Below are 22,649 nucleotides of genomic sequence, written 5' to 3' on the forward strand. Positions count from 1 at the left end.
TCAACCACGCCGAGGAGGCGACATGCGCACGAAGCTGGCACTGGTCGTGATCGCACTGGTCATGTGGCCGGGCGCCGCCTACGCCGCCGACAACGGCGAGTGGTCCGTCGCGCCCACGCCACCGGCCGACGCCGGCCCGGCGCCCCGGCAGTACTTCTTCCTGGAGTCCGCCCCCGGCACCTCCGTGCAGGACTCGGTGCGCGTCGCCAACCTCGCCGACCACCCGCGGGTGTTCCGCATGTACGGCGCCGACGCCTACAACACCCCCCGCGACGGCGGCTTCGGCCTGCGCACCCAGGACCAGCAGCAGACCGACATCGGCGCCTGGACCCAGGTCGGCGCCGTCACCGTCAACGTCCCGGCGAAGACCCGGGTCGACATCCCGTTCGTCATCACCGTGCCGGCCAACGCGAGCCCCGGCGACCACGTCGGCGGCATCGTCGCGATGGAGGAGCAGCCCGGCGCGACGACGAAGCAGGGCGGCGTCGACGTCACCGTGCGCCGCGCCGTCGCGGCCCGCGTCTATCTGCGCGTCAGCGGCCCCGCCGTGCCCGGCCTCTCGGTCACCGGCGTACGCCTGCGCCACGCCACGCCCTGGCTGCCGTCCACTGTGGAGGGTGGCTGGGCCTGCGTGGTGACCAACACCGGCAACCTGCACCTGCCGCCGAAGATCACCGTGACGGTGACCGGGCTCTTCGGCCACGCGGTCCGCCGGCGCACCACGGTCCCGCAGGTCGACCTGCTCCCGGGCGCGCGGACCGAGCTGAGCGGCACCGTCGACGGCGTCTGGCCGTTCGACATCGTCACCACCCGGGTCACGGCGGTCGCCGACGGTGGCGTCACGTCGACCGCCACCGACCGGACCTTCGTGGTGAGCTGGCCCGTCGTCGGCCTCCTCCTCGCCGGTGCCGGCTGGCTCATCTGGTACCGCCGGCGCCGCGCGAAGGCCGTCAGGGTCGTCGCGCGCCGCCGCCGCAGCGATCCCGTGGCGGCCGGATGAGGCGCACCCTGACCGTCCTGTGCGGGCTGGCGATCCTGCTGGCGGCCGCGGCGCGCCCCGCTGCGGCCGACGGCCTGGACGCCACCGTCAGCGTGCCCGAGGCCCGCGCCGGCGACACCGTCACCGTGCGCGGCAGCGGCTGGCCCGCCGGCCAGCTGCTCCAGCTGGTCACCTGCGGCGAGCTCGCGCTGACCGGCTCCGGCGCGTGCGACATGCGCCTGGCCCTCGCGACCCCGGTCCGCGACGACGGCACGTTCAGCGTCCAGCTGCGCGTCGGTGACCCACCCCGCCCCTGCCCGTGCGTCATCCACGTGGCGATGGTCGGCACCGGCGTCGCCGGGCACGTCGACGTCCCGCTCGCCGTCCCCGGCCACGCCACCGGGCCGGTGCCGCAGGCCGGCGCGACCGTGTCCCGGCTCGAGGTCGTCAGCGTCCGGCTCGACGGCCGCCCGCGGTGGACCGAGTGGTTCGGCGCCGAGGCCGACCGGACCCTGGTGTACCAGGTCCGCAACCCCGGCGCCCAGACCCTGCGCGACCTGCCGTTCAACGTGCGGGTCGGCAGAGGAGGCCCGGGAGGCGGCGGCGACCCGGCCCCGGCCCCGCCGTCCGGGGAGCTGCGCCCGGGCGAGACCCGCGAGCTGCGCGCGCCGGTGACCGTCCCGTTCGCCGCGTTCGGCCGCTACCAGGTGCACGCCGACATCGCCGGCCTCGGCGCCGCCTCGGTGCCGTACGACGCCTACCCGTGGGGGCTCGTCGCCCTCAACGTCGTCGGCGTCGCGCTCATCGTGTTCGGCGCCTACCGCCGGATCAGGTTCTACCGGGCCGGGGGCGGGCGGCAGCCGCTCCCGGCGGGCGACGACCCGTTCCTGCTGCCGCCCGTCGTGCGGGTGCCGTCCCTCGGCGCGGTCCTCGTCTTCGACGACGCCCCCGGCGTGCGGCGGCTGCGCCGGCAGGCCGGCGCCCAGGTCAGCGCGGCGACCCTGCGGGAGCTGCTGGCCGACCCCGACGCCGGCCCGCACACCGCGGTCGTCGACCTGGCCGCGCTCGACCGGGTGCTCGGCACCGCCGACGACCCACGGACCAGGGACACCGCGGTCGTCGACCTGACGGCCCTCGACGAAGTCCTGAACACACCGGCCAGGCAGACCAAGTGGAGGTTCTGGCGTGCGGATCGCTGACCCGTCACTCCTCGTGCGCGCGACCGCGGCGGCGGTCCTCGCCGTCGTCGCGTTCGCCGGCTGCTCGGCCGTGATGCCCGGCGCGCGGGACAAGGCCGACCAGGGCAGCACCTCGGGCCCTGGGCCCGGCGTCACCGCCGACTCGGTGAAGGTCGTGTTCGTCGGCGTCGACCTGCGCTCCACGTCGAGCATCACCGGCTTCCGGACCGCCGACGCCGGCGACGGCGCCAAGCAGGCCAAGGCCCTGGAGGCGTGGGTCAACGCCAACGGCGGCATCGCCGGGCGGAAGATGACCGCGGTCTACCGCAACTACGAGGCCTCCGACGACTCGCCCGCCGCCGAGGAGCGGCTCTGCAACCAGATCACCCAGGACGACAAGGCGTTCGCCGTCGTCCTGACCGGGCAGTTCCAGGCCAACGCCCGCCCCTGCTACGCCCAGCGCCGCACGCTGGTGCTCGACGCCACCCTGGTCGCCGACGACCACGACACCTTCACCAGGCTCTCCCCGTACCTCTGGTCCGCCAGTTACCCCGACTACGACGAGTTCGTGCGGGCCTTCCTGGGTAGCCTCGACCAGCAGGGCTACTTCGCCGGGGAGAACAGCGCCGGGGTCGTCGCCGCCGACACCCCGCCCAACCGCGCGGCGTACGAGCGGCTCGCGGTACCGGCGCTGCAGCAGCTCGGCGTGACACCCACCGTCGCCTGGATCGACACCACCGACCTCGGCACCCTCAACGCCGGCCTCAACCAGGCGGCGGTCGACTTCCGGGCCAAGGGCATCGACCGGGTGTTCTTCCTCGGCGGCGCCCGGATGGCGCCGTTCTTCCTCACTGTCGCCGCTGCGCAGAGCTTCACCGCGCGCTACGCCCTGTCCAGCTTCGACAACCCCAGCTTCCTGGTGAACAATCCGTCGACCATCCCCCGCGAGGGCCTCGAAGGGGCGGTCGGTATCGGCTTCAACCCGAGCCAGGACGTCCCGGACAGCGTCTACGGGTTCCCGGCCACCGACGCCGAGCGCGAGTGCATCGGCATCTTCGCGGCCGCCGGCGAGCGGTTCGCCACCCGGGAGAACGCCCGCGTCGCCTTCACCTACTGCGACGCGGTCCGGTTGCTCAAGGCCGGTGCGCAGACCCTCGGGCCGAACCTCAACGCCGCCGGCTGGTCGTCCGCGGTCCACGCGCTCGGCACGACGTTCGTGCCCGCCACCGGCTTCGCCGGCCTGCTCGGCCCCGACCGCTTCGCCGCGGCCAACGGGTACCGCGCGATGGCCTACGACGGCGGCTGCACGTGCTTCACCTACCAGGGTGCGGAGGTGCCCTTTGCGGGCTGACGCGCTGTCCTGCACCGGGATCGACGCCGGCTACGGCCCGGTGCAGGTCCTCTACGGCGTCGACGTGCGCGTCGGCGAGGGCGAGATGGTCGGCGTCTGCGGCCCCAACGGGGTCGGCAAGACCACGCTGCTGCGGGTGCTGTCCGGCCTGCAGCGCCCGGCCGCCGGCCACGTGCTGCTCGGCGGGCGCGACGTCACCGGCGTGCCGGCCGCCAGAAGGGTCCGGCTCGGGCTGTCCACAGTGGTCGGCCAGCAGGCGTTCGGCACGCTCACCGTGACCGAGAACCTGCGCATGTACGGCTACCCGCTGCGCCGGCGCGGCCCCGGCCTGCGCGACGCGGTCGACGGTGCGTTCGCCGTCTTCCCGCGCCTGTACGAGCGCCGCGACCAGCTCGCCTCCACCCTCTCCGGCGGCGAGCGGCAGATGCTGGTGCTCGCCAAGACGCTCATCCAGCGGCCCCGGGTGCTGCTCATCGACGAGTTCTCGCTCGGCCTGGCACCGGTCGTCGTCGGCGGCCTGCTGGAGCTGGTGCGCCGGCTCAACCGGCTCGGCACCGCGCTCGTCGTCGTCGAGCAGTCGGTGAACGTCGCACTGTCCCTCGTGGACCGCCTCTACTTCATGGAGAAGGGCGCCGTCGTCGCCGAGCACACCGCCGCCGGCCTGGCCGACCGCCCCGACCTCGTCCGGGCCCTGATGCTGGGCGGCCACGCATGACCATCGTCCTCGACCGGGTCGTCCTCGGACTCTTCACCGGCCTGACCTATGCCCTCCTGGCCGTAGGCCTGGTGCTGGTGTATCGCAGCAGCCGCTTCGTCAACTTCGCCCACGGCTCGATCGGCGTCTTCGGCGCCGCGGTCCTCGGCCGGCTCGTCACCGGCCAGGGCCTGCCGTACTGGCTGGCGTTCCCGGCGGCGATGCTGGTCGCGGCGGGCGTCGGCGCGGGCATCGAGGCCGGCGTCGTGCGCCGCCTGCGGCACCGCCCGCGGGTCGTCGGCATGATCGCCACCCTGGGCCTGTCGCAGTTCATCCTCGTCGTCGCGCTGCTGGTGAACCGGCAGGGGGTCAGCGGGGCGACCTTCCCGCGGCCGCCGGGCCTGCCGTCGTTCACCATCGGCCGCACCCCGGTCGGGCCGGCCTTCACGGCGATGCTGATCCTCACGCCGGTACTGCTGGCGGCTCTGGCACTGTTCCTCAAGCGCACCCGCTACGGGCTGGCGATCCGGGCCGCGGCCGACCAGCCCGACGCGGCGACGCTCGACGGCGTCCCCGCCGCGCGGATGGCGACCATCGCCTGGGCGGTCGCGGGCGGCGTCGCCGCGTTCTCGGCCATCCTGGTCACCCCGACGCAGGGCGCCCAGTCGATCGACTCGCTCGGCCCCGACCTGCTCCTCAAGGGCCTCGCCGGCGCCGTGATCGCCCGGCTGTCGTCGATCCCGATCGCGTTCGCCGCGTCGCTCGGCATCGGTGTCCTCGAACAGTTCCTGCTCGCGCACGCCGGCGGCACCGGCCTGGTGCAGGTCGTCCTCGGCGCCACGATTCTCGTCGCCCTGCTGCGCCAGCCGCGGCTGAGCCGGCGCGACGCCGACGAGCGCGGCTGGACCCGCGGCGGCGCCGCCCCGCTCACCGGCCCGTGGCCGGTACGCCACCTCGGGCTGCTCGTCGCCGGGGCCGGGTTCGCGGTGGCCGCGGCCCTGGCGTACGTCGTCGACAACGAGACCGCCTCGGCCCTCACCACCATCGCCGGGTTCACCCTCGTCGGCCTGTCGGTGCTCGTCGTCACCGGCGTCGCCGGGGAGCTGTCGCTGGGCCAGTTCGCGTTCGCCGGCATCGGCGGCGCCGTCTCGGTGCGGGTCGGCGGGGACACCGGCAACTTCTTCCTCGGCGTCGTCTGCGGCGCGGCGGCCGCGGCCCTGGCCGCCGCGCTCGTCGGCGTCCCCGCGCTGCGGCTGCGCGGCCTGGCCCTCGCCGTGACCACGCTCGCCTTCGCCCTCGCCACCACCTCGTACCTGCTGCGGCGCGACTGGCTGCTCGGCTCGGGCGTGCCCAGCCCCAAGCCGGACTGGGCCGGCTACACCCTCGACGTGGCCGCCGACTACTACCTGTTCGCGCTGATGATGCTCGGGATCGGGCTGTGGCTGACCGCGAACCTGCGCCGCGGCGGCTTCGGCCGGCTGCTCACCGCGCTGCGCGACAACGAGGAGGCGGCCCGCGCGCTGACCGTGCCGGCGCCGCTGCGCAAGCTGCAGGCGTACGCGGTCGCCGGCGCCCTCGCCGGCCTCGGCGGCGCGGTCATCGGCCACGGCCAGAGCCAGCTCACGGTGAACAGCTTCCCGGCATCGGCGAGCATCGACGTGGTGGCGCTGACCGTGGTCGGCGGCATCGCGCTGCTGGGCGGCCCGCTGCTCGGCGCGCTGGCGATCGTGGGCATCCCGGCGTTCGCGCCGCTCGGCATCCCGGGACAGGCGGCGCTGACGCTGGGCTGGCTCCTGGTCGTGATCCTGCTCCCGGGTGGCCTGGGCGGCCTGCTCGTCAAGGCCCGGGACCTGCTCGCGGCCCGCTTGCCGCACCGTCCTGCGGCTCCTGCGGTGGCCGCCGGACCACCGCCGGGCCGGCACTCGACCCCGGTCGTGGCGCTGCCGCCGCGGACCACCCCGGCGCCCGCACCCGGGACGCCGCTGTTGTCGGTGCGCGGGGTCGCGAAGTCCTACGGGGGCGTCACCGCCGTTGCGGGTGTGTCGCTCGACGTCGCGGCCGGGGAGGTCGTCGGGATCATCGGGCCCAACGGCGCCGGGAAGACCACGTTCTTCGAGATCCTGGCGGGGTTCGTGCGGCCTGACGGCGGTACCGTCGGATTCGCCGGACGCGACGTGACCCGGTGCTCGCCGGAGCGGCGGGCCAGGCTCGGGCTCGTCCGCTCGTTCCAGGACGCCCGGCTGTTCGCGACGATGACCGTCCTGGAGACGGTGATGACGGCGGGGGAGCGCACCGCGCCGAGCCGGCTCGTCGTCTCCGCGCTCGGCGCCGGGCTGGCCGAGCGGCGCAAGGCCGCCCGGGCCGCCGAGCTCATCGACCTCATGGGCCTGTCCGCCGTGGCCCACACGCAGGTCGGGGCGCTGTCGACGGGCACCCGGCGGATGGTCGAGCTCGCCTGCCTCCTCGCCCTCGAACCGGCCCTGCTGCTGCTCGACGAGCCGTCCTCCGGCGTCTCGCAGGCCGACGGCGTCGCCCTCGGCGACCTGCTGCTGCGCATCCACCGCGAGCTCGGCACCACGCTGCTGATCATCGAGCACGACCTGCCGCTGCTGTCCCGGCTCGCCGGGCGGCTCGTCGCGATGGACCGCGGGCGGGTCATCGCCGACGGCGCCCCCGACGCCGTCCGTGCGCACCCGGACGTGGTGCGGGCCTACCTCGGTACCGATGAGGCCGCGGTGCACCGGTCCGGCCCGGTCATCGCCGCCGACCCCCAGATGAGGAGTTCCCGATGAGACACCGGCTCGCCCTCCTGGCCGCGCTCCTGGTGGCCGCGCTCGGCATTGTGGTGCCGCTGGGCGCGTCGCCCGCCTGGGCCGCGCCGACGCTCAGCGTCAGCAGGACCACCGGCCTGGCCGACGGTACATCGGTGACCGTCAACGGCAGCGGCTTCACGCCCAACCTCAAGCAGATCGCCGTCGGCCAGTGCATCGAGAACATGAAGGGCCCGACCGACTGCAACCTCGCCGGCGGCGCCCAGTTCGTCAACGCCGACGCGTCGGGCAAGCTGCCCCAGGTCACGATCAAGCTGGCCCGGAAGTTCGGGACCTTCGACTGCACCCAGCGCACGTGCGTCGTCGCCGCCCAGATCCTGCCGTCGGGCAACAACGGCAGCGAGGTCGAGAAGAACAAGGTCGCCGTCAAGCTGACCTTCGGCGCCGCGGCCGCACCCACGACCACCGCGGCCGCGGCCGCCACGGCGGAGGCGACCGCGCTGCCGAAGACCGGCCCCGGCGACGAGCCGGTGGTGGTCGTGCTGGCCGGCACCGCCCTGCTGTTCCTGGGCGTCGGCCTGCTCGTCGTCCTCCCGGCCCGCCGGCGCCGCGCGAGGGCGGTGACCGGATGAGCGCGGCGCGCCGCATCGCGCTCGCCGCGGCCGCGTCGCTCGGCGTGCTCGGTGTCGCGGTGCCGGTCCTCGCGGCCGGCCCGGCCCAGGCGTCCCTCGGCTGCCGGCTGTACTTCGGCGACATCGGCGCGGGCCAGTCGCCCACGACGTGGAACGACACGTTCACGCTGACCGCGACGGCGTCCGCCGGCAGCGCGTCGGTGACGTTCAAGGCCGACGCCGGCCCGCTGAACGGCCCGGTCCCGCTCGGCCCCAGCACCGTCCCCGTCCGCGTCGTCGTGGCGCTGAGCGGCGCGCAGGAGGGCACGGTCACCCTCAACCAGGCGAACTACCCGGCCGCGGACCGCGCGGCGGAGGTGCCGCTCGGCCCGGTCACCGCCACGGGCACCTTCACCCCGACCGCCGCGGGCACGGTGACGCTGACCGTCCGGCAGGTCGTCTTCGCCAACACGACCGCGACGACGTACTGCTCGGCCGGCGGCGACCGCGACCACAAGGCGTCCCCGGTGGCCACCCCGATCGTCGAGACGCTCACCGTGACGACGCCGGGCACGCCGTCGCCGTCACCGTCGCTGTCCCCGTCGCCCTCTCCGTCGGCGTCGCCCTCGCCGTCACCGTCGTCCCCGTCACCGTCACCGTCGGTCTCCACGTCGCCGGCCGAGGTCGAGACCCCGCCGGAGAACTTCGGCCCGAAGCAGGTCACGATGCAGTGCAGGACCCTGTCGACGATCCGCGACTGGACCGCGACCCACACCCTGACGATGTCCCCGGCCAACCCCGGCTACGGCGCCACGGTCACCGTGACGTACAAGTTCGACAACGGCGGCAGGAACGGCCCGGCCCCGATCGCGGCCGGTGACCTCCGGCCGACGGCGAAGATCAAGATCGGCGGCGCCCAGACCGGCACGCTCGCGCTGGCGGGCCCCGCCTACGGCGCGATCGACCCCCAGGCCACCGTCCCCGGCGCGAGCCTGACCGGCCAGTTCACCGCGACGACACCGGGCCTGGTGACCCTGACGGTGTCCGACATCCTCTTCGACCACCCCCAGGTCGACACCGAGTGCAACGGCGGCGCCGACCCGGTGGAGAGCCCGAAGGACACGACGATCGTCGCCAGGTTCACCGTGAGGTCGTCGTCGGCCCCGCCCGGCCAGCCGGCCCCGACGCTGCCGAAGACGGGCGGCGACGGCGGCCTGCCGGTGCTGGTCCTGTGGGGCTCGGCGCTGCTCCTGCTGGGCGTGGGCGCGGTCCTGGTGGTCCCGGCGGCCCGGCGCAGGATCGGCGCCCCGTAGACCGCGGCGGCGGCCGGTGCTCCGGTCACCCGCCGGTCCCGGCCGCCGCCGTTCGGGTCGCTCCGGTCGCTCCGGTCGCTTCGGGAGTCCTGCATCACACCTTCGGCGGCCAGGGGGTCCGGTTGTCCCGGCCGTTCCAGGTGCAGCCCATCACGACGGGCTCGTCGAGCTGGAGCTTGCTGCCCGCCGGGTGCGCCTGGTGGGCCACGGTCCAGACCGTGGCCCGGTCGATGTACCTGATCTCGGGGTCCAGTGACACCGCGACCACGTTGTCGTACCCCAGGCGCTCCAGCCGGACCATCGCCGACTGACAGTTCATGCCCACCAGCATCGGCAGCTGGCCGATCGCCTGCACGCCGGAGCGCACCCCCGGGCCGTCGCGTGACGGGTCCTCGGTCGCCGTCGCGTCGGCCGCGGTGGCACCCCCGGGCGTGGACGAGTAGCGGATGCTGTTCACGGACAACCACGCAAGCAGGATCGCCAGGACGACGACCGCCGGGACGAGCATTGCCGCGCCCTGCCCGGCACTGACGGCCCGCGCCGGCGACCCGGTTGCCGGGGCGGCCGGCGCGGGCGGGCGACGGCGATGGGCCGGGCGATGGCGGTGGGCCGGACGATGGCGATGCACCCCGCGGTGGCGAGACATGGAAGACCCCGTACGTTCGGTACCGGCACGCCGGCCTGCTCGTACTGACCGTAGCGGGACGGGCCGGGCCGTAGGCCGACATCGACAAAGTCCAAGGCCCCGGGCGGTTACGGGCTGATCAGCGTGAGCGTCAGCGTGCTCGTGTAGGTACCCCTGGGTGCGGTGTCCGGAATCCAGAGCACCATCGCCGCCGACACGGTCTGGGTGCCGAGGCCGCTGCCGGCGGGCGCGCCGGCGAGGGTGGCTCCCGATCCGGCGAGCCCGCTGCTGGCGGGCACCTGCATGCGCGGTGCGACCGCAGGTCCGGCGACGGGTGTGCCTTCGGCGTCGCTCGCGGCGGCCACGAGCGCCGGTGTCCAGCCGAGGTGGACGCTGGAGACGGTGGTCCCGCCGGCGACGAAGTCGGCTGCCTGGCCGGTGAGGGTCCAGCCGGGCTGGTCGGGTCGGGTGTCGGCGACGCTGATGCCGGTGAGCTCGCCGGTGAAGACCCAGGCGTGGCGGTGCCCGGTCGGGTCGGTGGCCTGCGCGGGGTGGCCACCGGGCGCAGCGGGATCGAGCTGCCGCAGTTGTACCGCGGTGCCGCCCGCCACCTGCAGTGCCACGCTGCCCTGGTAGGGGGCGGTCTGGTTGTCGCCGTCCACCGGCACGCCGGCGGTCGTCGGGCCGTTTCCGTCGCAGGACGAGGCGTTGGTCAGGTCGACATCGGGATCGGCGGCCTGCAGGGTGCGGATCTGCTCGAATCCGGCCCGGACGAGGTTCGCCGGCAGCCGCGCGTAGCCGACCGCGCCCAGGCCGGTCTGGCCCGCGCAGAGACCGTACGCGAGGAACTCGGCGAGCGTCTGGCGCTTGGCGGTGTTCATCCGCGCGTCCTGGGCGTTCGTGCCGGTCGGCAGGATGACGTACGAGTACGACGACAGCGGGTACGCGTCGCGCTCCGGCGCGATGTAGACGTTGTCCAGGTTGGCCACGAGGTAGGTCGGCGAGGCCCGGTTGATGTCGATCATCGCGTGGGTCAGCGCGGTCGTGACGTTGTCGGCCGTCGGCGCGACGAAGGAGCCGGCCGCGTTCTGCACGTTCGCGACGGGGTAGTTCGCCGCCAGGGCGTACGAGTACTCGTTGTAGCCGATCGCGCCGTTGGCCGAGGCGGCGGTGACCGCGTTCATGACGCCGTCCGAGCCGTTCCGGGCGGTCATCCGGCCCCCCACCGGGCCGAAGTACGAGGTCGCCGCCGGTGTCCGGCCGGTGTAGGCGCCCCACTCCGCCGGGAACTGTCTGGCCAGGTACCTCGTGAAGTGCCAGGTCGCGCCGGAACCCTCCGAGTGCACGACCGGCAGGATGTCCAGCGACGGCAGCACCCGCCCGCCGTTGTCGGCGGTGATGGCCGGGTCGTTCCAGTTGGTGATCTGGTTGGTGAAGATCCCGGCGAGCGTCTGCCCGGACAGCCGCAGGTCGCGCACCAGCGTGCCGTTGACCCGGATCTGATACGGGAACGAGGTGCCGCCCGCCACGATCGGCAGGTAGGCGAAGGGCCGGCCCTGGCTGGTGTCGTTCACACCGGTCAGCGGGTCGAGGCCCTGGAACGGAAGGTCGCTGACCGCGAAGTCCGACGCGAGCGCCGCGAAGTCCCTACGGCCGGTCGACGAGCCGGTCGGCGTGTAGTCGGCCTGCAGCCCCTGCCGCTGGACGTCGGCCACCCACCGGTTGAGCGCGCTCGCGGCCCACGAGGAGCCTGTCCCCGTGATCCGGGCGTGCGCCGCGCCCCACGCCGGCGAACTCGCCGTGACCGTCGCGGCCACCAGCACCATCGTCACGAAACCTGCCTGGAGCCGTCTGCGGCGCACGTGGTCCCCCTCCACCGGTGAACCCAGAGTCGATCGCGACCGGACGTCGGGCTCGTACCCCGGCGGCCAACGCCCGGCAAACGCCGGACACCGGCGCGGGGGTCAGCATCCGGCGATGCATGATCTCCTGCGTGCCGCCGGGCTGGCGGACGACCGGGCCCACGAGTACGACGTCGACGGTGAGCGCCTGGTCGTGGTGCGGCTCGACGGTGCCGCCGAGGAGGTCCGCCGGCGGGTCCGTGCCGCGCTGACCGGCCACTATCCGGTGCTGCTGATGGACACCACGGACCTGGACCGCGACTTCTTCCGGACCGGCGACCGGCAGCGCACACCCGCCGACGTGCTCGCCCGAGCGGCGGCCGTCGACCTGGATGCCCACGTCGCGCGGTGGAGCGGGAGGTGGGACGCCGAGACCCTGGGCGAGGGCGACGAGGGGTACTACCTCGACGCCTATGACGTCCGCTGATGCGGCTCGACCACTGGACGCTCTACGACCGCCCCTGACTCGTCCGCGCCTCGTACGGGCGCCGGGGCGTGGTGAGATGGCGGGTGAGTCCCGGCGGAGCCGCGATGGGACGCCGATGGGAGATTCGGCCGGGGCCGCCGCAACGGCCCGGCCCGGGACGCGGGCCGAACCTACGCTGATGCCGTGTCCGTCGAAGTCCCACGGGTCGACCGGGCGACCAGCGTCATCGCCGCGGGCGACGACGCCTCCACGCCCGTGTTCGTCGATACCACCGGCCGTCGTCGACGGCGAATCCGGCTGCTCTGCAACGTGGTGGGTGCGGCGGCGCTGACCTACGTGGCGCTCGTGCCGGCCGCCGTGCTGCTCGTCGGCGGCCCGCTGCAACCGTTCCGGCTGCTGCCGATGCCGGAGCCGGCGCGGTCGGCGTCCGCGGCGCCAGGTGCGACGCCCGGCGTGTCCCCGGCCAACCGGCCGGCCGGTGCCGGCAAGCGGACCCCCGGCGGCCGGCCGCCCGGCAGCAGCCCGTCGCCCGGCGCGTCCGCCACGGCCTCCGGCAGCCCCTCGGCCACCCCGGGGCCGTCCGTGCCGGCGAGCGGCACACCGCGGCCCAGCAGTACACCGAGCGGCTCCCCGAGCGCGTCCCCGAGTGGTTCGCCAAGCGCCTCGCCGAGTGCGTCGCCGAGCGCCGTGGTCGTCGCGAGCCCGGCGTGACCGGACCACGGAAGCGCCGGTCGGTCAACCGGCTGGTCTTCGGCATGGTCGTGCTCGTCGTGATCGTCGGTGCGCTGCTCGTCGACGCCTACGCCGGCGCCGCGTTCCAGCCCGACCACACCGCGGGCGCGGGCCGGCGGTCCACGGTGCCGGAGACGGTGACCAAAGGCGGCCCGGTCATCGACACGCGCAACGGCCAACTCCGCACGTACCGGCTGCCGGTCAAGACCATCGCGCTCACCTTCGACGACGGGCCGGACCCCTGGTGGACACCGCGCGTCATGGAGGTACTGCGCCGTCACGGCGTCCACGCCACGTTCTTCGTGCTCGGCGCGCGGGCGGCCCGGCACCCGGGCATCGTCGCCGACCTCGCCCGCGACGGTCACGAGATCGGTGTCCACTCGTTCACCCACCCGCACCTCGAGCGCCTGCCGCGGTGGCAGCGGGAACTGGAGTACTCGCAGGCCCAGCTCGCCGTCGTCCGCGCCACCGGCCGGAAGTCGGCCCTGCTGCGGCTGCCGTACACGTCCGGCCCCGGTGCGGTCGACGACGCCAGGTGGGGCCTGGTCCGCGAGGCGGGCGAGCTCGGGTACCTCACCGTCATGGCCGACACCGACAGCCAGGACTGGCGCGGCGCCGGTGCCGACGCGATCGTCCGCGCCGCGACTCCGCAGGGCGACTGGGGCTCGGTCGTCGTCATGCACGACGCCGGCGGCGACCGCGCGGAGACCGTCGCGGCCCTGGACCGGTTCATCCCGCTCATGCGCTCGCGCGGCTACACGTTCACGACCGTCTCCGAGGGCCTGACCCGTGCGTTCGGCGGGCAGCGCGTCGTCGTCGACACGCCGGCGACCCTCGTCGACCGGCACCGCTCCCTGGCGCTGGTCACCGCCGTGTCCCTGGCCGGCTGGGTGGTGGCCGCCCTCGGCGTCCTCCTGCTCGTCGTCGGGGTGCTGACGATCGCCCGTACCGCGGCGCTGTTCCTCCTCGCCGGCCGGCACGCGAGACGGCGGCGGGCCGCGGACTGGCGGTGGGGGCCGCCGGTCGAGCTGCCGGTGTCGGTGATCGTGCCCGCCTACAACGAGAAGGAGGGCATCGAGGCGGCCGTGCGGTCGCTGGCCGGCGGCGACCACCCGGGCGGGATCGAGGTCGTGGTGGTCGACGACGGGTCGACCGACGACACCGCGGCGCTGGTCGCCGCGCTCGGCCTGCCGAACGTCCGGGTCGCGCGGGTCCCCAACGGCGGCAAGCCCAACGCGCTCAACGTCGGCGTCGAGCTGGCCAGCCACGACATCGTCGTGATGGTCGACGGCGACACGGTGTTCGAGCGCGACGCGGTGCGGCACCTGGTGCAGCCGTTCGCGGACCCGTTCGTCGGTGCCGTGGCCGGCAACGTGAAGGTCGGCAACCGGCGCTCGGTGGTGGCCCGGTGGCAGCACATCGAGTACGTGATCGGGTTCAACCTCGACCGGCGCCTCTACGACGTCCTGCGCTGCATGCCGACGATCCCGGGTGCGATCGGGGCGTTCCGCCGGGAGGCGGTGCTGGACATCGGCGGGATCAGCCACGACACCCTCGCCGAGGACACCGACGCGACGATGGCGCTGTGCCGCGCCGGGTGGCGGGTGGTCTACGAGGAGCGGGCGCGGGCGTGGACGGAGGTGCCGACCACGCTGCGGCAGTTGTGGCTGCAGCGGTACCGCTGGAGCTACGGCACGATGCAGGCGATGTGGAAGCACCGCCGGTCCCTGGTGCAGCGCGGCCCGTCGGGTCGCTTCGGCCGGCTGGGGCTGCCGTTCGTCGCGCTGTTCGGCATCGCGCTCCCGCTGCTCGCCCCGGTCGTCGACATCCTGTTCGTCTACGGGCTGTTCCAGCCGAGCCGGCTGGTCACCACCGGCCTGTGGCTCGCGATGTTCGCGATGCAGGTGCTCACCGCGGTCGTCGCGTTCCGGCTGGACAAGGAGAAGCTGCGGCCGCTGTGGGTGCTGCCGCTGCAGCAGTTCGTGTACCGCCAGCTGATGTACCTCGTCCTCATCCAGTCGTTCGGCACCGCGCTGACCGGGGCCCGGCTGCGCTGGCACAAGCTGCACCGGGCCGGTTCCGCCGGCACCGGCATGACCGGCGGCGCTCCCGCCGGTGCCGGCAGAACCGGCGGTCCCGTCGGTGCCGGCCCGGCGCGGTCTGCCACGGGCCGGCATTACCGCGCGCCGGCGACGCGGCGCTGACTCCTGCACGTTGTGCGCCCCGCGCCGGACGTCGCTATGGTTGCGGGGCGATTGCGCACGGCGTGCCGTTGAGCGTGAAGCTCGTGGGGATGTCGGCGGCGTGCTGGCCTTCGACACCGGCACCGACGTCGTTGATCGACGAGCCGGCCGGCAGGTCGGCGTGGCCCGGCAGCCCGGCCACGGTCACCCGCTCGCCCTGCTGCTGCCAGGTCCCGTTCCAGCCGTCGCGGGTCTGCTGGCCCGCGCCGAGATCGAAGGTCAGGACCCAGTGCCGCACGTCGGCAGTGCCGGTGTTGACGATCGACAGCGTCACGTTCGCGCCGTTGTCCCAGGTGTCCTTCACCCGGTAGGCGACGCTGCACGACTGCGCCGCCGGTGCCGGTGGCGCGGCCGACGTCGATGGCGGCGCCGACGTCGATGCCGCCTCGCCGGACGCGCCGGGCCCGCCCGACGGCAGCGGACGGACCGACCACCGCGTCGCGGCGGACTCACGGTTCAGCGCCGGGCTGAAGGCCACGGCGGCCATGGCGACACCGGCGACGGCAACCACCGCCGTGGCCACCAACGCCACGATGACGCGCCGGCCCGCACGGCGCGGCGCCGGCGGCGCCACCTGCATCGGACCGGTGGCCCGGACGGTACGGGACTCGGCCGCCGGCCACGGTGCGCCGCCGACGGGCGCGTCCCGCAGGCCGGCCACGCCCGCGCCGGCCAGCGCGGCGAGCTGCCCGGCCACGACCGCCGCGGACGGGCGCACGGCGGGCTCGGCGGCGACGCAGGCCTGGTAGAGCGCGGCGAGCTCCAACGGCATCCCCGGGATCACCGGCAGCGCCGCCGTTTCCGGGTCGTCGCGGAACAGTCCCGCCCTTCCGCGCGCCGGCGGCGCGCCGGTCAGCGCCGTGAACAGCAGGACGCCGAGGTCGTACACGTCGGCGGCCGGGCCGCCGGCGTCGCGGGCGGCGGCGATCGCGGCGACGCCGAAGCCGGCCACCTTGACGCCGGTCTCGGTGAGGATCACGCTGCCCGGTTCGATCCCGCGGTGCACCAGACGCCGCGCGTGCGCCGCCGCCAGTGCCGCCGCGACGGACCCGCACACCTCGGCGGCCCGGCGCCACGGCAGGGGGCCCTGGACGAGCCGCGCGGCCAGGGAGACGCCGTCGAGGAGCTCCATCACGACGAACGGCTCGCCGTCGGCGACGCCGTAGTCGTAGACGGCACTGACGTTGGGATGGTTCAGGAACGCGGCGGCCTGCACGCCGGCTCGCAGCTCACCCTCGTCGCGCGGCCCACCGGCCAGGATCCTGACGGCGACCCGCCGCCTGAGCACCTCGTCGTACGCGCGCCAGGTCGGCGAGCTACCGCCGTCGCCGACCATCTCGATCAGCCGGTACCGGCCGGACAACACCCTTGGGCCATGCATCACCCGAAAAGTGTGCCACGTGGGTATCAGTACCGGTACTGCGTGATATGTCCATTTGCCAAGTCCCACGGCCGACGAAACCGCGGCGAAACGACGCCCCGGCAGCATGTTGGTGTGGTCAACATCGGCAGTCCCCGCAACGGGTGGACGGTCGGGGACGACGGCGGCGTGGACCTGCGGCGGGTCCCGGCCGAGCCCCGGGTGGTCACCGTCAAAGCGCGGCCGCAGGCGGTCACCCTCGACCTGACGCGCTGCGCGCTCGTCGTCGTCGACATGCAGAACGACTTCTGCCACCCCGACGGCTGGCTCGCCTCGATCGGCGTCGACATCGCGCCGGCGCGCGGGCCGATCGAGCCGCTGCGCCGGGTGGTGCCGTGGCTGCGGGCCGCCGGCACGCCAATCGTCTGGCTCAACTGGGGCAACCGGGCGGACCGGGCCAACCTGCCGCCGGGCGTGCTGCACGTGTACGACCCGCTCGGCCGGGGCGCCGGGATCGGGGCGCCGGCCGGGCCGCGCGGCACGCCGACGCTGCAGCAGGGCAGCTGGTCGGCGGCGATCGTCGACGAGCTCGCGCCCGCCCCCGAGGACATCCTCGTCGACAAGTACCGCATGAGCGGCTTCTTCGACACCCCGCTCGACTCGGTGCTGCGCAACCTGGCCGTCACCACGCTGCTGTTCGCCGGGGTCAACTCGGACCAGTGCGTGCTGTCCACGCTGTCCGACGCGGCCTGCCTCGGCTACGACGTGGTGCTGCTGGAGGACTGCGCCGCCACCACGTCCCCGGCGTTCTGCCACGAGGCGACGCTCTACAACGTGGCCCAGTGCTTCGGCTTCGTGGCCGACTCCACCCACCTGACTGGAGCGTGAGATGCGACCCATCCTCGTCGACGCCGCGGCGCTGGAGTTCCACCACATCACGCCCGGCGACACCGTGCGGCTGGCCGTGCTCGCCGGACCGGAGGTGTCGCCGGTGACGGTGATCCTGGAGGCGTGGGACCCGGGCGGCGCGCAGCCGCCGAACAGCCACCCCGGCGCCGTGGAGACGTTCGTGTTCCTGCGCGGCCGCGGGCGCGCGGTCTGCGACGAGCACGAGGTGGCCGTCGCCGCGGGCGACACGATCGTGCTGCCGGCCGGGACCGTGCACCACATCCACAACGAGGGCGAGGGCCGCATGTACAGCCTCACCCTCATGTGCCCCGACGAGGGCTTCGCCGACCTCGTCCGGCGCGGCCCGGTGGCCCCGACCGACGACGAGGACCGGGCCGTGTTCCGCGCGCTGCCGGCATGAGCGGTTCCGGAGCGAAGCGGAGGAGGCCGCTCGTCATGGGCTCGGTTCTGGGCTCGTGCGGCCGGAGCGGAGCGGAGGTCGCATGAGCGACTGGTTCGCCGTCGAGGCGGTCGGGCCGGGGACCTGGCTCGTCGCCGAGCCCGGACACGTGAACTGCTTCCTCGTCGCCGGCACCGAGCGGGCCGTGCTGGTCGACACCGGCCTCGGCATCGCCGACATCGGTGCCGTCGTGCGGCGCCTGACGGACCGGCCGGTGCTCGCCGTGAACACCCACGGGCACAGCGACCACCGCGGCGGCAACCGGTACTTCGCCGACGTCGCCGCCCACCCGGCCGCCGCGGCCGCCCTGACCAGCGCGGTGCCGCCGGAGCAGCTGGCGGCGTACCTCGCGGTCGCCCGGGCCCAGCTCGCCGCGTACGAGCAGGTCCGCGCCCTCGACGACCGCTTCTTCCACCTGTTCGCCGCCGCGACCCGGCCGCGGCCGCTGCCGCCCGGCGCGGACGCGTGGACGGTCCCGCCCGGCCCGGCCCCGGCCGCCCTCGCCGACCGGCAGCGGATCGACCTCGGCGGCCGGGAGCTGACGGTGCTGTTCACGCCGGGGCACTCGCCGGACTCGATCTGCCTGCTGGACGAGGCGCACGGGCTGCTCTTCGCCGGCGATACCCTCATCACCGGAGACTTCTGGGCGCACACGCCCGACACCGACATCGAGCGGTTCGCCGCGACGCTGCGGTGGCTCGACGATGAGATTGGTGGTTCGGTGTCGTCGATCTTCCCCGCGCACACGCTGCGCTACCGGGTGGGTCCGGCGTTCCTGCGCCGGGCCGCGGCCGCGTTCGCCGACGTGGCCGCCGGCCGCGCCACCGGCGTCCCCGGCGCCGACCTGCTGCGCCGCCCGGCGCTGCGCCACGACTTCGGCGACTTCACGATCCTGCGCCCGCTGGTTGACGGCCGAGTTGAGCGCTGACGAGCTGCTGCGGCAGCTGGGCGGCGCGATCCGGGCGCGGCGGCGCGGTCTCGGGCTGACCCTGGTCGACGTCGCGGCCCGGGCCGGCCTCAGCCACCCGTTCCTGAGCCAGGTCGAGCGGGGCGTCGCCCGGCCCAGCATGCGCTCGCTGACCGCCGTCGCCGCCGCGCTGGACACCACCGCCCAGGCGCTGCTCGCGCTGCCCGGCACCGAGGCCGTCTCGATCGTGCCCGGTCACGACGCGCTGCCCGCCCTGGACTCCGGTGACGGGACGGTGCGCTCGCTGGTGCACGGCGAGCGGGCGATGCTGCCGCTGGAGTTCACCGGCGCGCCGGACGTCTTCGAGGAGTACTACGTCCATGCGGGCGACGAGTTCCTGTACGTCGCCGAGGGCACCATCGAGGTCGACGTCGACGGCGAGCTGGTCGTCCTGCGCGAGCGCGGCAGCCTGTACTACGCGGGCGGCATCCCGCACCGGTGGCGCCGCGCCGCCCCCGGCGCCGTCCGGGTCGTCATGGTGCAGCACAACGTCTGAGTTTTCCCCGCCGAAACGGGCCGCTGACGACCACGACACCTGACGGCAGCATCGTGCAAATGTTGACTCCATCAACATCGGGCGGTGCGCATGCGGGTCGGTGTCTTCCTCTTCGGCGGTGTCGAGATGCCCGACGCGGGCGCGTCCGGCCCGGACCCCCTCGACCGCCGCTACGACCAGCAGGCCGTGCTGCACGCCCACCGCGAGCTGCTGGAGTGCGGCGTGCTGGCCGAGCGGCTGGGCTTCGACAGCTTCTGGCTGACCGAGCACCACTTCCAGCACGAGGGCTACGAGGTCGTGCCCAACGGGCTGCTGTTCTCGGCGTTCCTCGCCGCGCGGACCAGCCGCCTGCGCATCGGCACCATGTTCAACGTCGTCGGGCAGTGGCACCCGCTGCGCCTGGCCGAGGACTTCGCCCTGGTGCACAACCTCAGCGGCGGGCGCGGCATCCTCGGCGTCGGGCGCGGCACGGTGCCGCGCGAGATGCTCCCCCTCACCGCCGGCCGGCTCTCCGTCGGCAGCCACGACAACCCCGACGCCGCCGAGGCCGACCGGCGCAACCGGGAGCTCACCGGCGAGGCCCTCGACGTCATCGAGGCCGCCTTCGGCGCCGAGACGTTCGCGTTCCAGGGCAAGCACTTCAGCCTCCCGCCGCCCGGCATCCCCGACCGCGGCGGCGAGGTGTCCACGCTGACCCTGGTGCCCCGCCCGGTGTACCCGTTCGAGACCTGGCAGGCGGTCACCAGCCCGCCGACGCTGCAGGAGGTGCCGCGCCGCGGCTACGGCGGCGTCTTCTGGCTCAAGGAGCGCGACCGGCTGCGCCGCGACTGGGACGAGTTCGGCGCGCTGTTCGCCCGCCACCACGGCCGCGCGCTCGGCCCGGGGGAGCGGCGCCTGCTCGTGCTCAACGTGGCCGTCGCCGACACCGCGGCCCGGGCCGTCGACGAGGCGCGCCCCGGCCACGACGAGTTCTGGAAGTTCCTCGGCCCCTACGGCTGGGGCCGCGGCTACAACGGGCCGGACGGCGGCCCCGCCCCCGCCGGCCACCAGCCCACCCTCGAGGAGTCGATGGACCAGGGCGTGTGGGCGGTCGGCAGCCCGCAGGACGTCGCGTCGGTCATCCGGCGGTACCGCGACGAGCTCGGCCTGCAGGACCTGGTCGTGTTCCCGGGCATGCCCGGCGACCCGTACCCGCGGGTCCGGGACCAGCTGACCCGGCTGGCCACCGAGGTTCTGCCGCTGCTGGACCAGCCGTGATCCACGTACCGTCCACGGTGGACACCCTGCGCTGGGGCCGGCTCCCGTCCGCCGCCGCCGAGCCGGTCGCCACCGTCGCCTCCGGCGCCGTGCTCACCCTCGACACCCTCAGCCACGAGGGCGCCCTGCCCGACCAGGGCGGCGACCCGCTGGCCTTCTTCGCCCGCCACGGCGTCGAGCCGCTGCCCGACCTGCTCGACGTCGTGCCGCGGCTGCCCCGCCGCCCGGACGACGGCCCGCACTTCGTCACCGGCCCGGTCCGCGTCGACGGCGCCGAGCCCGGCGACCTGCTGCAGGTCGACGTCCTCGCCCTGGACCGGCGGGCCGACTACGGGGTCATCACCGACCGGCATGCCAAGGACGTCTTCGGCGCCGACCGCCCGCCCGGCTTCACCGCCCCGGTCGTGAGCACCTTCTGCCGGGTCGCCGCCGGACGCGCGTACCTCGACGGCGACCCGCGGCTCAGCGTCCCGGTCGCGCCGTTCCTCGGCATCATGGGCGTCGCCGAAGGCGGGCCGGAGCCGCACTCCGGGCCGCCCGGGCGCTTCGGCGGCAACCTCGACCTCAAGCACCTCGTCGCCGGCACGACGCTGTTCCTGCCCGTCCTCGCCCCCGGCGCGCTGTTCTACGCCGGTGACCCGCACTTCGCCCAGGGCAACGGCGAGCTCGCCTCGACCGCCCTGGAGGCGCCGCTGCGGGCGACGCTCCGGCTGACCGTCCACACCGGACGGTTCGACCTCGATGCCCCGGTGGCCCGTACACCGGCGTCGTGGATCGTGTGCGGGCTCGACCGCGACCTCGGCCGCGCCGTGCGGGCCGCGTCGGCCGCCGCGGTGCGGCTGCTGGGCAACGACGGCATCCCGCCCGACCTCGCGCTGGCCTGGCTCAGCGTCGCCGGCGACGTCGAGGTCACCCAGGTCGTCGACGGCGTGCTCGGCGCGCACGTCGTCCTGCCCCGCTCCGTCGACCTCCTGGGAGTGCCATGAGTATGCGCCGGCTCGCCGAGCTCACCTCGCCCGCCGTCGCCGCCCTGCCCGCGCACGGCATCGCCGTGCTGCCGGTCGGCGCGATCGAACAGCACGGTCCGCACCTGCCGCTGGTCACCGACCTGCTCGTCGCCGAGACCCTGGCCGCCGACGCCGTCGCGGCCGACGGCGACGAGCACGAGCTGTGGCTGCTGCCGCCGCTGGCCTGCACCAAGTCCAACGAGCACGCCTGGGCGGCCGGCACCCTGTGGCTGAGCGCCGCGACCCTGGCGGCCGTCGTGCACGACCTCGGCCGCAGCGTCGCCGGCACACCGCTGCGCAAGCTGGTGTTCCTCAACGGCCACGGCGGCAACAGCGCGCTGCTCAACGTCTGCGCCCGCGAGCTGCGGCTCGACTTCGGCCTCGCCACGTTCGTCATGCACCCGTCGCTGCCGCCGGACCAGGGCGGCGCCTCGCCCGCCGAGGAGCTCGGCACCGGCATCCATGGCGGCAAGGACGAGACGTCGCTGGTCCTGCACCTACGCCCCGACCTGGTGCGGATGGACCTCGCGACCCGCAACGTGCCGGAGCAGCTGACCGGGTTCGAGCACGTCCGCTTCGGCGGCCCGGTGTCGTTCGGCTGGTCCAGCGACGACTTCGGCACCGACGGCACGCTCGGCGACCCGACCCTCGCCACCGCCGAGCACGGCGCCGCGCTCTACGCCGGCATGCTCCGCCAGGCGGGGCAGGCGTTCGCCGAGATCGCGCGGTTCGCCCATGGCCGCTGACGTCCTCGTCGTCGGTGCCGGGCACAACGGGCTGACCTGCGCGGCCTACCTGGCCCGGGCCGGGCTCGCGGTCACCGTGGTCGAGTGCCGCGGTACCGTCGGCGGCTGCGCGTCCACCGTGGACGCCGTCGGCGCCCGGGTGAACATCTGCAACTGCGATCACACCATGGTCCTGGCCTCCGGCATCGTCGAGGAGCTCGGCCTGGCCGCGCACGGCCTGCGCTATCTCGACGTCGACCCGGTCGAGGTGGCGGTCGGCTGGGGCGGCGAGCCGGCGTTCGTGCAGTACCGCTCGGTGGAGCGGACCGTCGCGGGCCTGCCGCCGGCGGTCGGCGCGGCGTACCGGCGGTACGTCGACGCGACGCTGCCCCTCGCCCGGCTGGTACTCGCCGCGGCCGCCGCGCCGCCGTCGTTCGGTCGGCTGCTGCGCCTCGCTTCGCCGCGCACCGCGGCGATGCTGCTGGCCTGGCGGCGGCGCAGCCTCATCGACGTCCTCGCCGCCTTCGGGCTGCCGCCGTGGATCCAGTCGGCGTTCGCGGCCACCGGCCCCGGCGTGTGGGGCGTCTCGCCCTTTGCGGCCGGTACCGCGATCGCCGCCGCCGGCCCCGTCGTGCGCCACCTCGCCGGGGTCGGCCGGCCCGCC

Annotated in this window: 21 protein-coding genes; 18 read left to right on the forward strand and 3 right to left on the reverse strand. The window is 74.7% G+C overall.

Annotated elements, in window-relative coordinates; genetic code table 11:
* Window positions 1-22: 22 nt before the first annotated feature.
* The 7 genes from ABZS66_RS39775 to ABZS66_RS39805 are packed head-to-tail and all read left to right on the forward strand — an operon-like array spanning window position 23 to window position 8,897.
* Complete coding sequence (locus tag ABZS66_RS39775; RefSeq protein ID WP_354767113.1) at window positions 23-1,000, forward strand: DUF916 domain-containing protein; 978 nt, start codon at window positions 23-25, stop codon at window positions 998-1,000.
* Entirely contained in the window at window positions 997-2,178 is a 1,182-nt protein-coding gene (locus ABZS66_RS39780) for a hypothetical protein (protein WP_354767115.1), read from the forward strand. The genes ABZS66_RS39775 and ABZS66_RS39780 overlap by 4 nt, the downstream gene beginning before the upstream one ends.
* The gene (locus ABZS66_RS39785; protein ID WP_354767117.1) at window positions 2,165-3,508 is read left to right on the forward strand and encodes a hypothetical protein; all 1,344 of its coding nucleotides are present in this window, start codon (window positions 2,165-2,167) and stop codon (window positions 3,506-3,508) included. Before ABZS66_RS39780 ends, ABZS66_RS39785 begins: the two co-directional genes overlap by 14 nt.
* On the forward strand, window positions 3,498-4,223 hold the full coding sequence (locus ABZS66_RS39790; protein WP_354767119.1) for an ABC transporter ATP-binding protein: 726 nt from the start codon (window positions 3,498-3,500) through the stop codon (window positions 4,221-4,223). Before ABZS66_RS39785 ends, ABZS66_RS39790 begins: the two co-directional genes overlap by 11 nt.
* Window positions 4,220-6,994 (forward strand): ATP-binding cassette domain-containing protein, encoded by a 2,775-nt coding sequence (locus ABZS66_RS39795; RefSeq protein WP_354767121.1) that lies wholly within the window; start codon window positions 4,220-4,222, stop codon window positions 6,992-6,994. Before ABZS66_RS39790 ends, ABZS66_RS39795 begins: the two co-directional genes overlap by 4 nt.
* Entirely contained in the window at window positions 6,991-7,605 is a 615-nt protein-coding gene (locus ABZS66_RS39800; RefSeq protein WP_354767123.1) for a neocarzinostatin apoprotein domain-containing protein, read from the forward strand. Before ABZS66_RS39795 ends, ABZS66_RS39800 begins: the two co-directional genes overlap by 4 nt.
* Window positions 7,602-8,897 carry a hypothetical protein gene (locus ABZS66_RS39805; RefSeq protein ID WP_354767125.1) on the forward strand — a complete coding sequence of 432 codons (1,296 nt, stop codon included), beginning with the start codon at window positions 7,602-7,604 and terminating at the stop codon, window positions 8,895-8,897. The genes ABZS66_RS39800 and ABZS66_RS39805 overlap by 4 nt, the downstream gene beginning before the upstream one ends.
* 94 nt (window positions 8,898-8,991) lie before the next feature.
* On the opposite strand, the gene ABZS66_RS39810 is transcribed toward ABZS66_RS39805, so the two are convergent.
* Complete coding sequence (locus ABZS66_RS39810) at window positions 8,992-9,405, reverse strand: hypothetical protein (protein WP_354767127.1); 414 nt, start codon at window positions 9,403-9,405, stop codon at window positions 8,992-8,994.
* 245 nt (window positions 9,406-9,650) lie between these two features.
* A complete protein-coding gene (locus ABZS66_RS39815; RefSeq protein ID WP_354767148.1) occupies window positions 9,651-11,348 on the reverse strand; it encodes a substrate-binding domain-containing protein in 1,698 nt (565 codons plus the stop codon).
* Between the two features lie 151 nt (window positions 11,349-11,499).
* Between ABZS66_RS39815 and ABZS66_RS39820 the strand changes: the two genes are divergently transcribed.
* The 3 genes from ABZS66_RS39820 (at window position 11,500) to ABZS66_RS39830 (ending at window position 14,786) form a co-directional block, all read left to right on the forward strand.
* Window positions 11,500-11,850, forward strand: coding sequence for a hypothetical protein (locus ABZS66_RS39820; protein ID WP_354767129.1), 351 nt, complete (start codon window positions 11,500-11,502; stop codon window positions 11,848-11,850).
* A gap of 183 nt (window positions 11,851-12,033) precedes the next feature.
* On the forward strand, window positions 12,034-12,561 hold the full coding sequence (locus ABZS66_RS39825) for a hypothetical protein (RefSeq protein WP_354767131.1): 528 nt from the start codon (window positions 12,034-12,036) through the stop codon (window positions 12,559-12,561).
* On the forward strand, window positions 12,558-14,786 hold the full coding sequence (locus tag ABZS66_RS39830; RefSeq protein WP_354767133.1) for a bifunctional polysaccharide deacetylase/glycosyltransferase family 2 protein: 2,229 nt from the start codon (window positions 12,558-12,560) through the stop codon (window positions 14,784-14,786). Before ABZS66_RS39825 ends, ABZS66_RS39830 begins: the two co-directional genes overlap by 4 nt.
* A 34-nt stretch (window positions 14,787-14,820) precedes the next feature.
* Here the strand turns inward: ABZS66_RS39830 and ABZS66_RS39835 are convergent, their stop codons facing one another.
* Window positions 14,821-16,206 carry a cellulose binding domain-containing protein gene (locus tag ABZS66_RS39835; protein WP_354767135.1) on the reverse strand — a complete coding sequence of 462 codons (1,386 nt, stop codon included), beginning with the start codon at window positions 16,204-16,206 and terminating at the stop codon, window positions 14,821-14,823.
* 114 nt (window positions 16,207-16,320) lie between these two features.
* Here ABZS66_RS39835 and ABZS66_RS39840 point away from each other — a divergent pair, with 114 nt between their 5' ends.
* The 8 genes from ABZS66_RS39840 to ABZS66_RS39875 all read left to right on the forward strand — a co-directional run.
* Window positions 16,321-17,073, forward strand: coding sequence for an isochorismatase family cysteine hydrolase (locus ABZS66_RS39840; protein ID WP_354767137.1), 753 nt, complete (start codon window positions 16,321-16,323; stop codon window positions 17,071-17,073).
* Between the two features lies 1 nt (window position 17,074).
* A complete protein-coding gene (locus ABZS66_RS39845; protein ID WP_354767138.1) occupies window positions 17,075-17,494 on the forward strand; it encodes a cupin domain-containing protein in 420 nt (139 codons plus the stop codon).
* A gap of 82 nt (window positions 17,495-17,576) precedes the next feature.
* A complete protein-coding gene (locus tag ABZS66_RS39850; protein ID WP_354767139.1) occupies window positions 17,577-18,461 on the forward strand; it encodes an MBL fold metallo-hydrolase in 885 nt (294 codons plus the stop codon).
* Window positions 18,451-18,996: an XRE family transcriptional regulator gene (locus ABZS66_RS39855; RefSeq protein WP_354767140.1), complete on the forward strand. Its 546-nt coding sequence runs from the start codon at window positions 18,451-18,453 to the stop codon at window positions 18,994-18,996. Before ABZS66_RS39850 ends, ABZS66_RS39855 begins: the two co-directional genes overlap by 11 nt.
* Window positions 18,997-19,086: 90 nt before the next feature.
* Window positions 19,087-20,253 carry an LLM class flavin-dependent oxidoreductase gene (locus ABZS66_RS39860; protein WP_354767150.1) on the forward strand — a complete coding sequence of 389 codons (1,167 nt, stop codon included), beginning with the start codon at window positions 19,087-19,089 and terminating at the stop codon, window positions 20,251-20,253.
* A complete protein-coding gene (locus tag ABZS66_RS39865; protein WP_354767142.1) occupies window positions 20,250-21,239 on the forward strand; it encodes an acetamidase/formamidase family protein in 990 nt (329 codons plus the stop codon). Before ABZS66_RS39860 ends, ABZS66_RS39865 begins: the two co-directional genes overlap by 4 nt.
* Window positions 21,236-22,006 carry a creatininase family protein gene (locus ABZS66_RS39870; protein WP_354767144.1) on the forward strand — a complete coding sequence of 257 codons (771 nt, stop codon included), beginning with the start codon at window positions 21,236-21,238 and terminating at the stop codon, window positions 22,004-22,006. The genes ABZS66_RS39865 and ABZS66_RS39870 overlap by 4 nt, the downstream gene beginning before the upstream one ends.
* The coding region (locus tag ABZS66_RS39875) for an FAD-dependent oxidoreductase (RefSeq protein ID WP_354767146.1) at window positions 21,996-22,649 on the forward strand (654 nt) is incomplete at its 3' end. The genes ABZS66_RS39870 and ABZS66_RS39875, both read left to right, overlap by 11 nt.

The sequence above is a fragment of the Dactylosporangium sp. NPDC005572 genome, from assembly GCF_040605515.1.
Taxonomy (GTDB): Bacteria; Actinomycetota; Actinomycetes; order Mycobacteriales; family Micromonosporaceae; genus Dactylosporangium.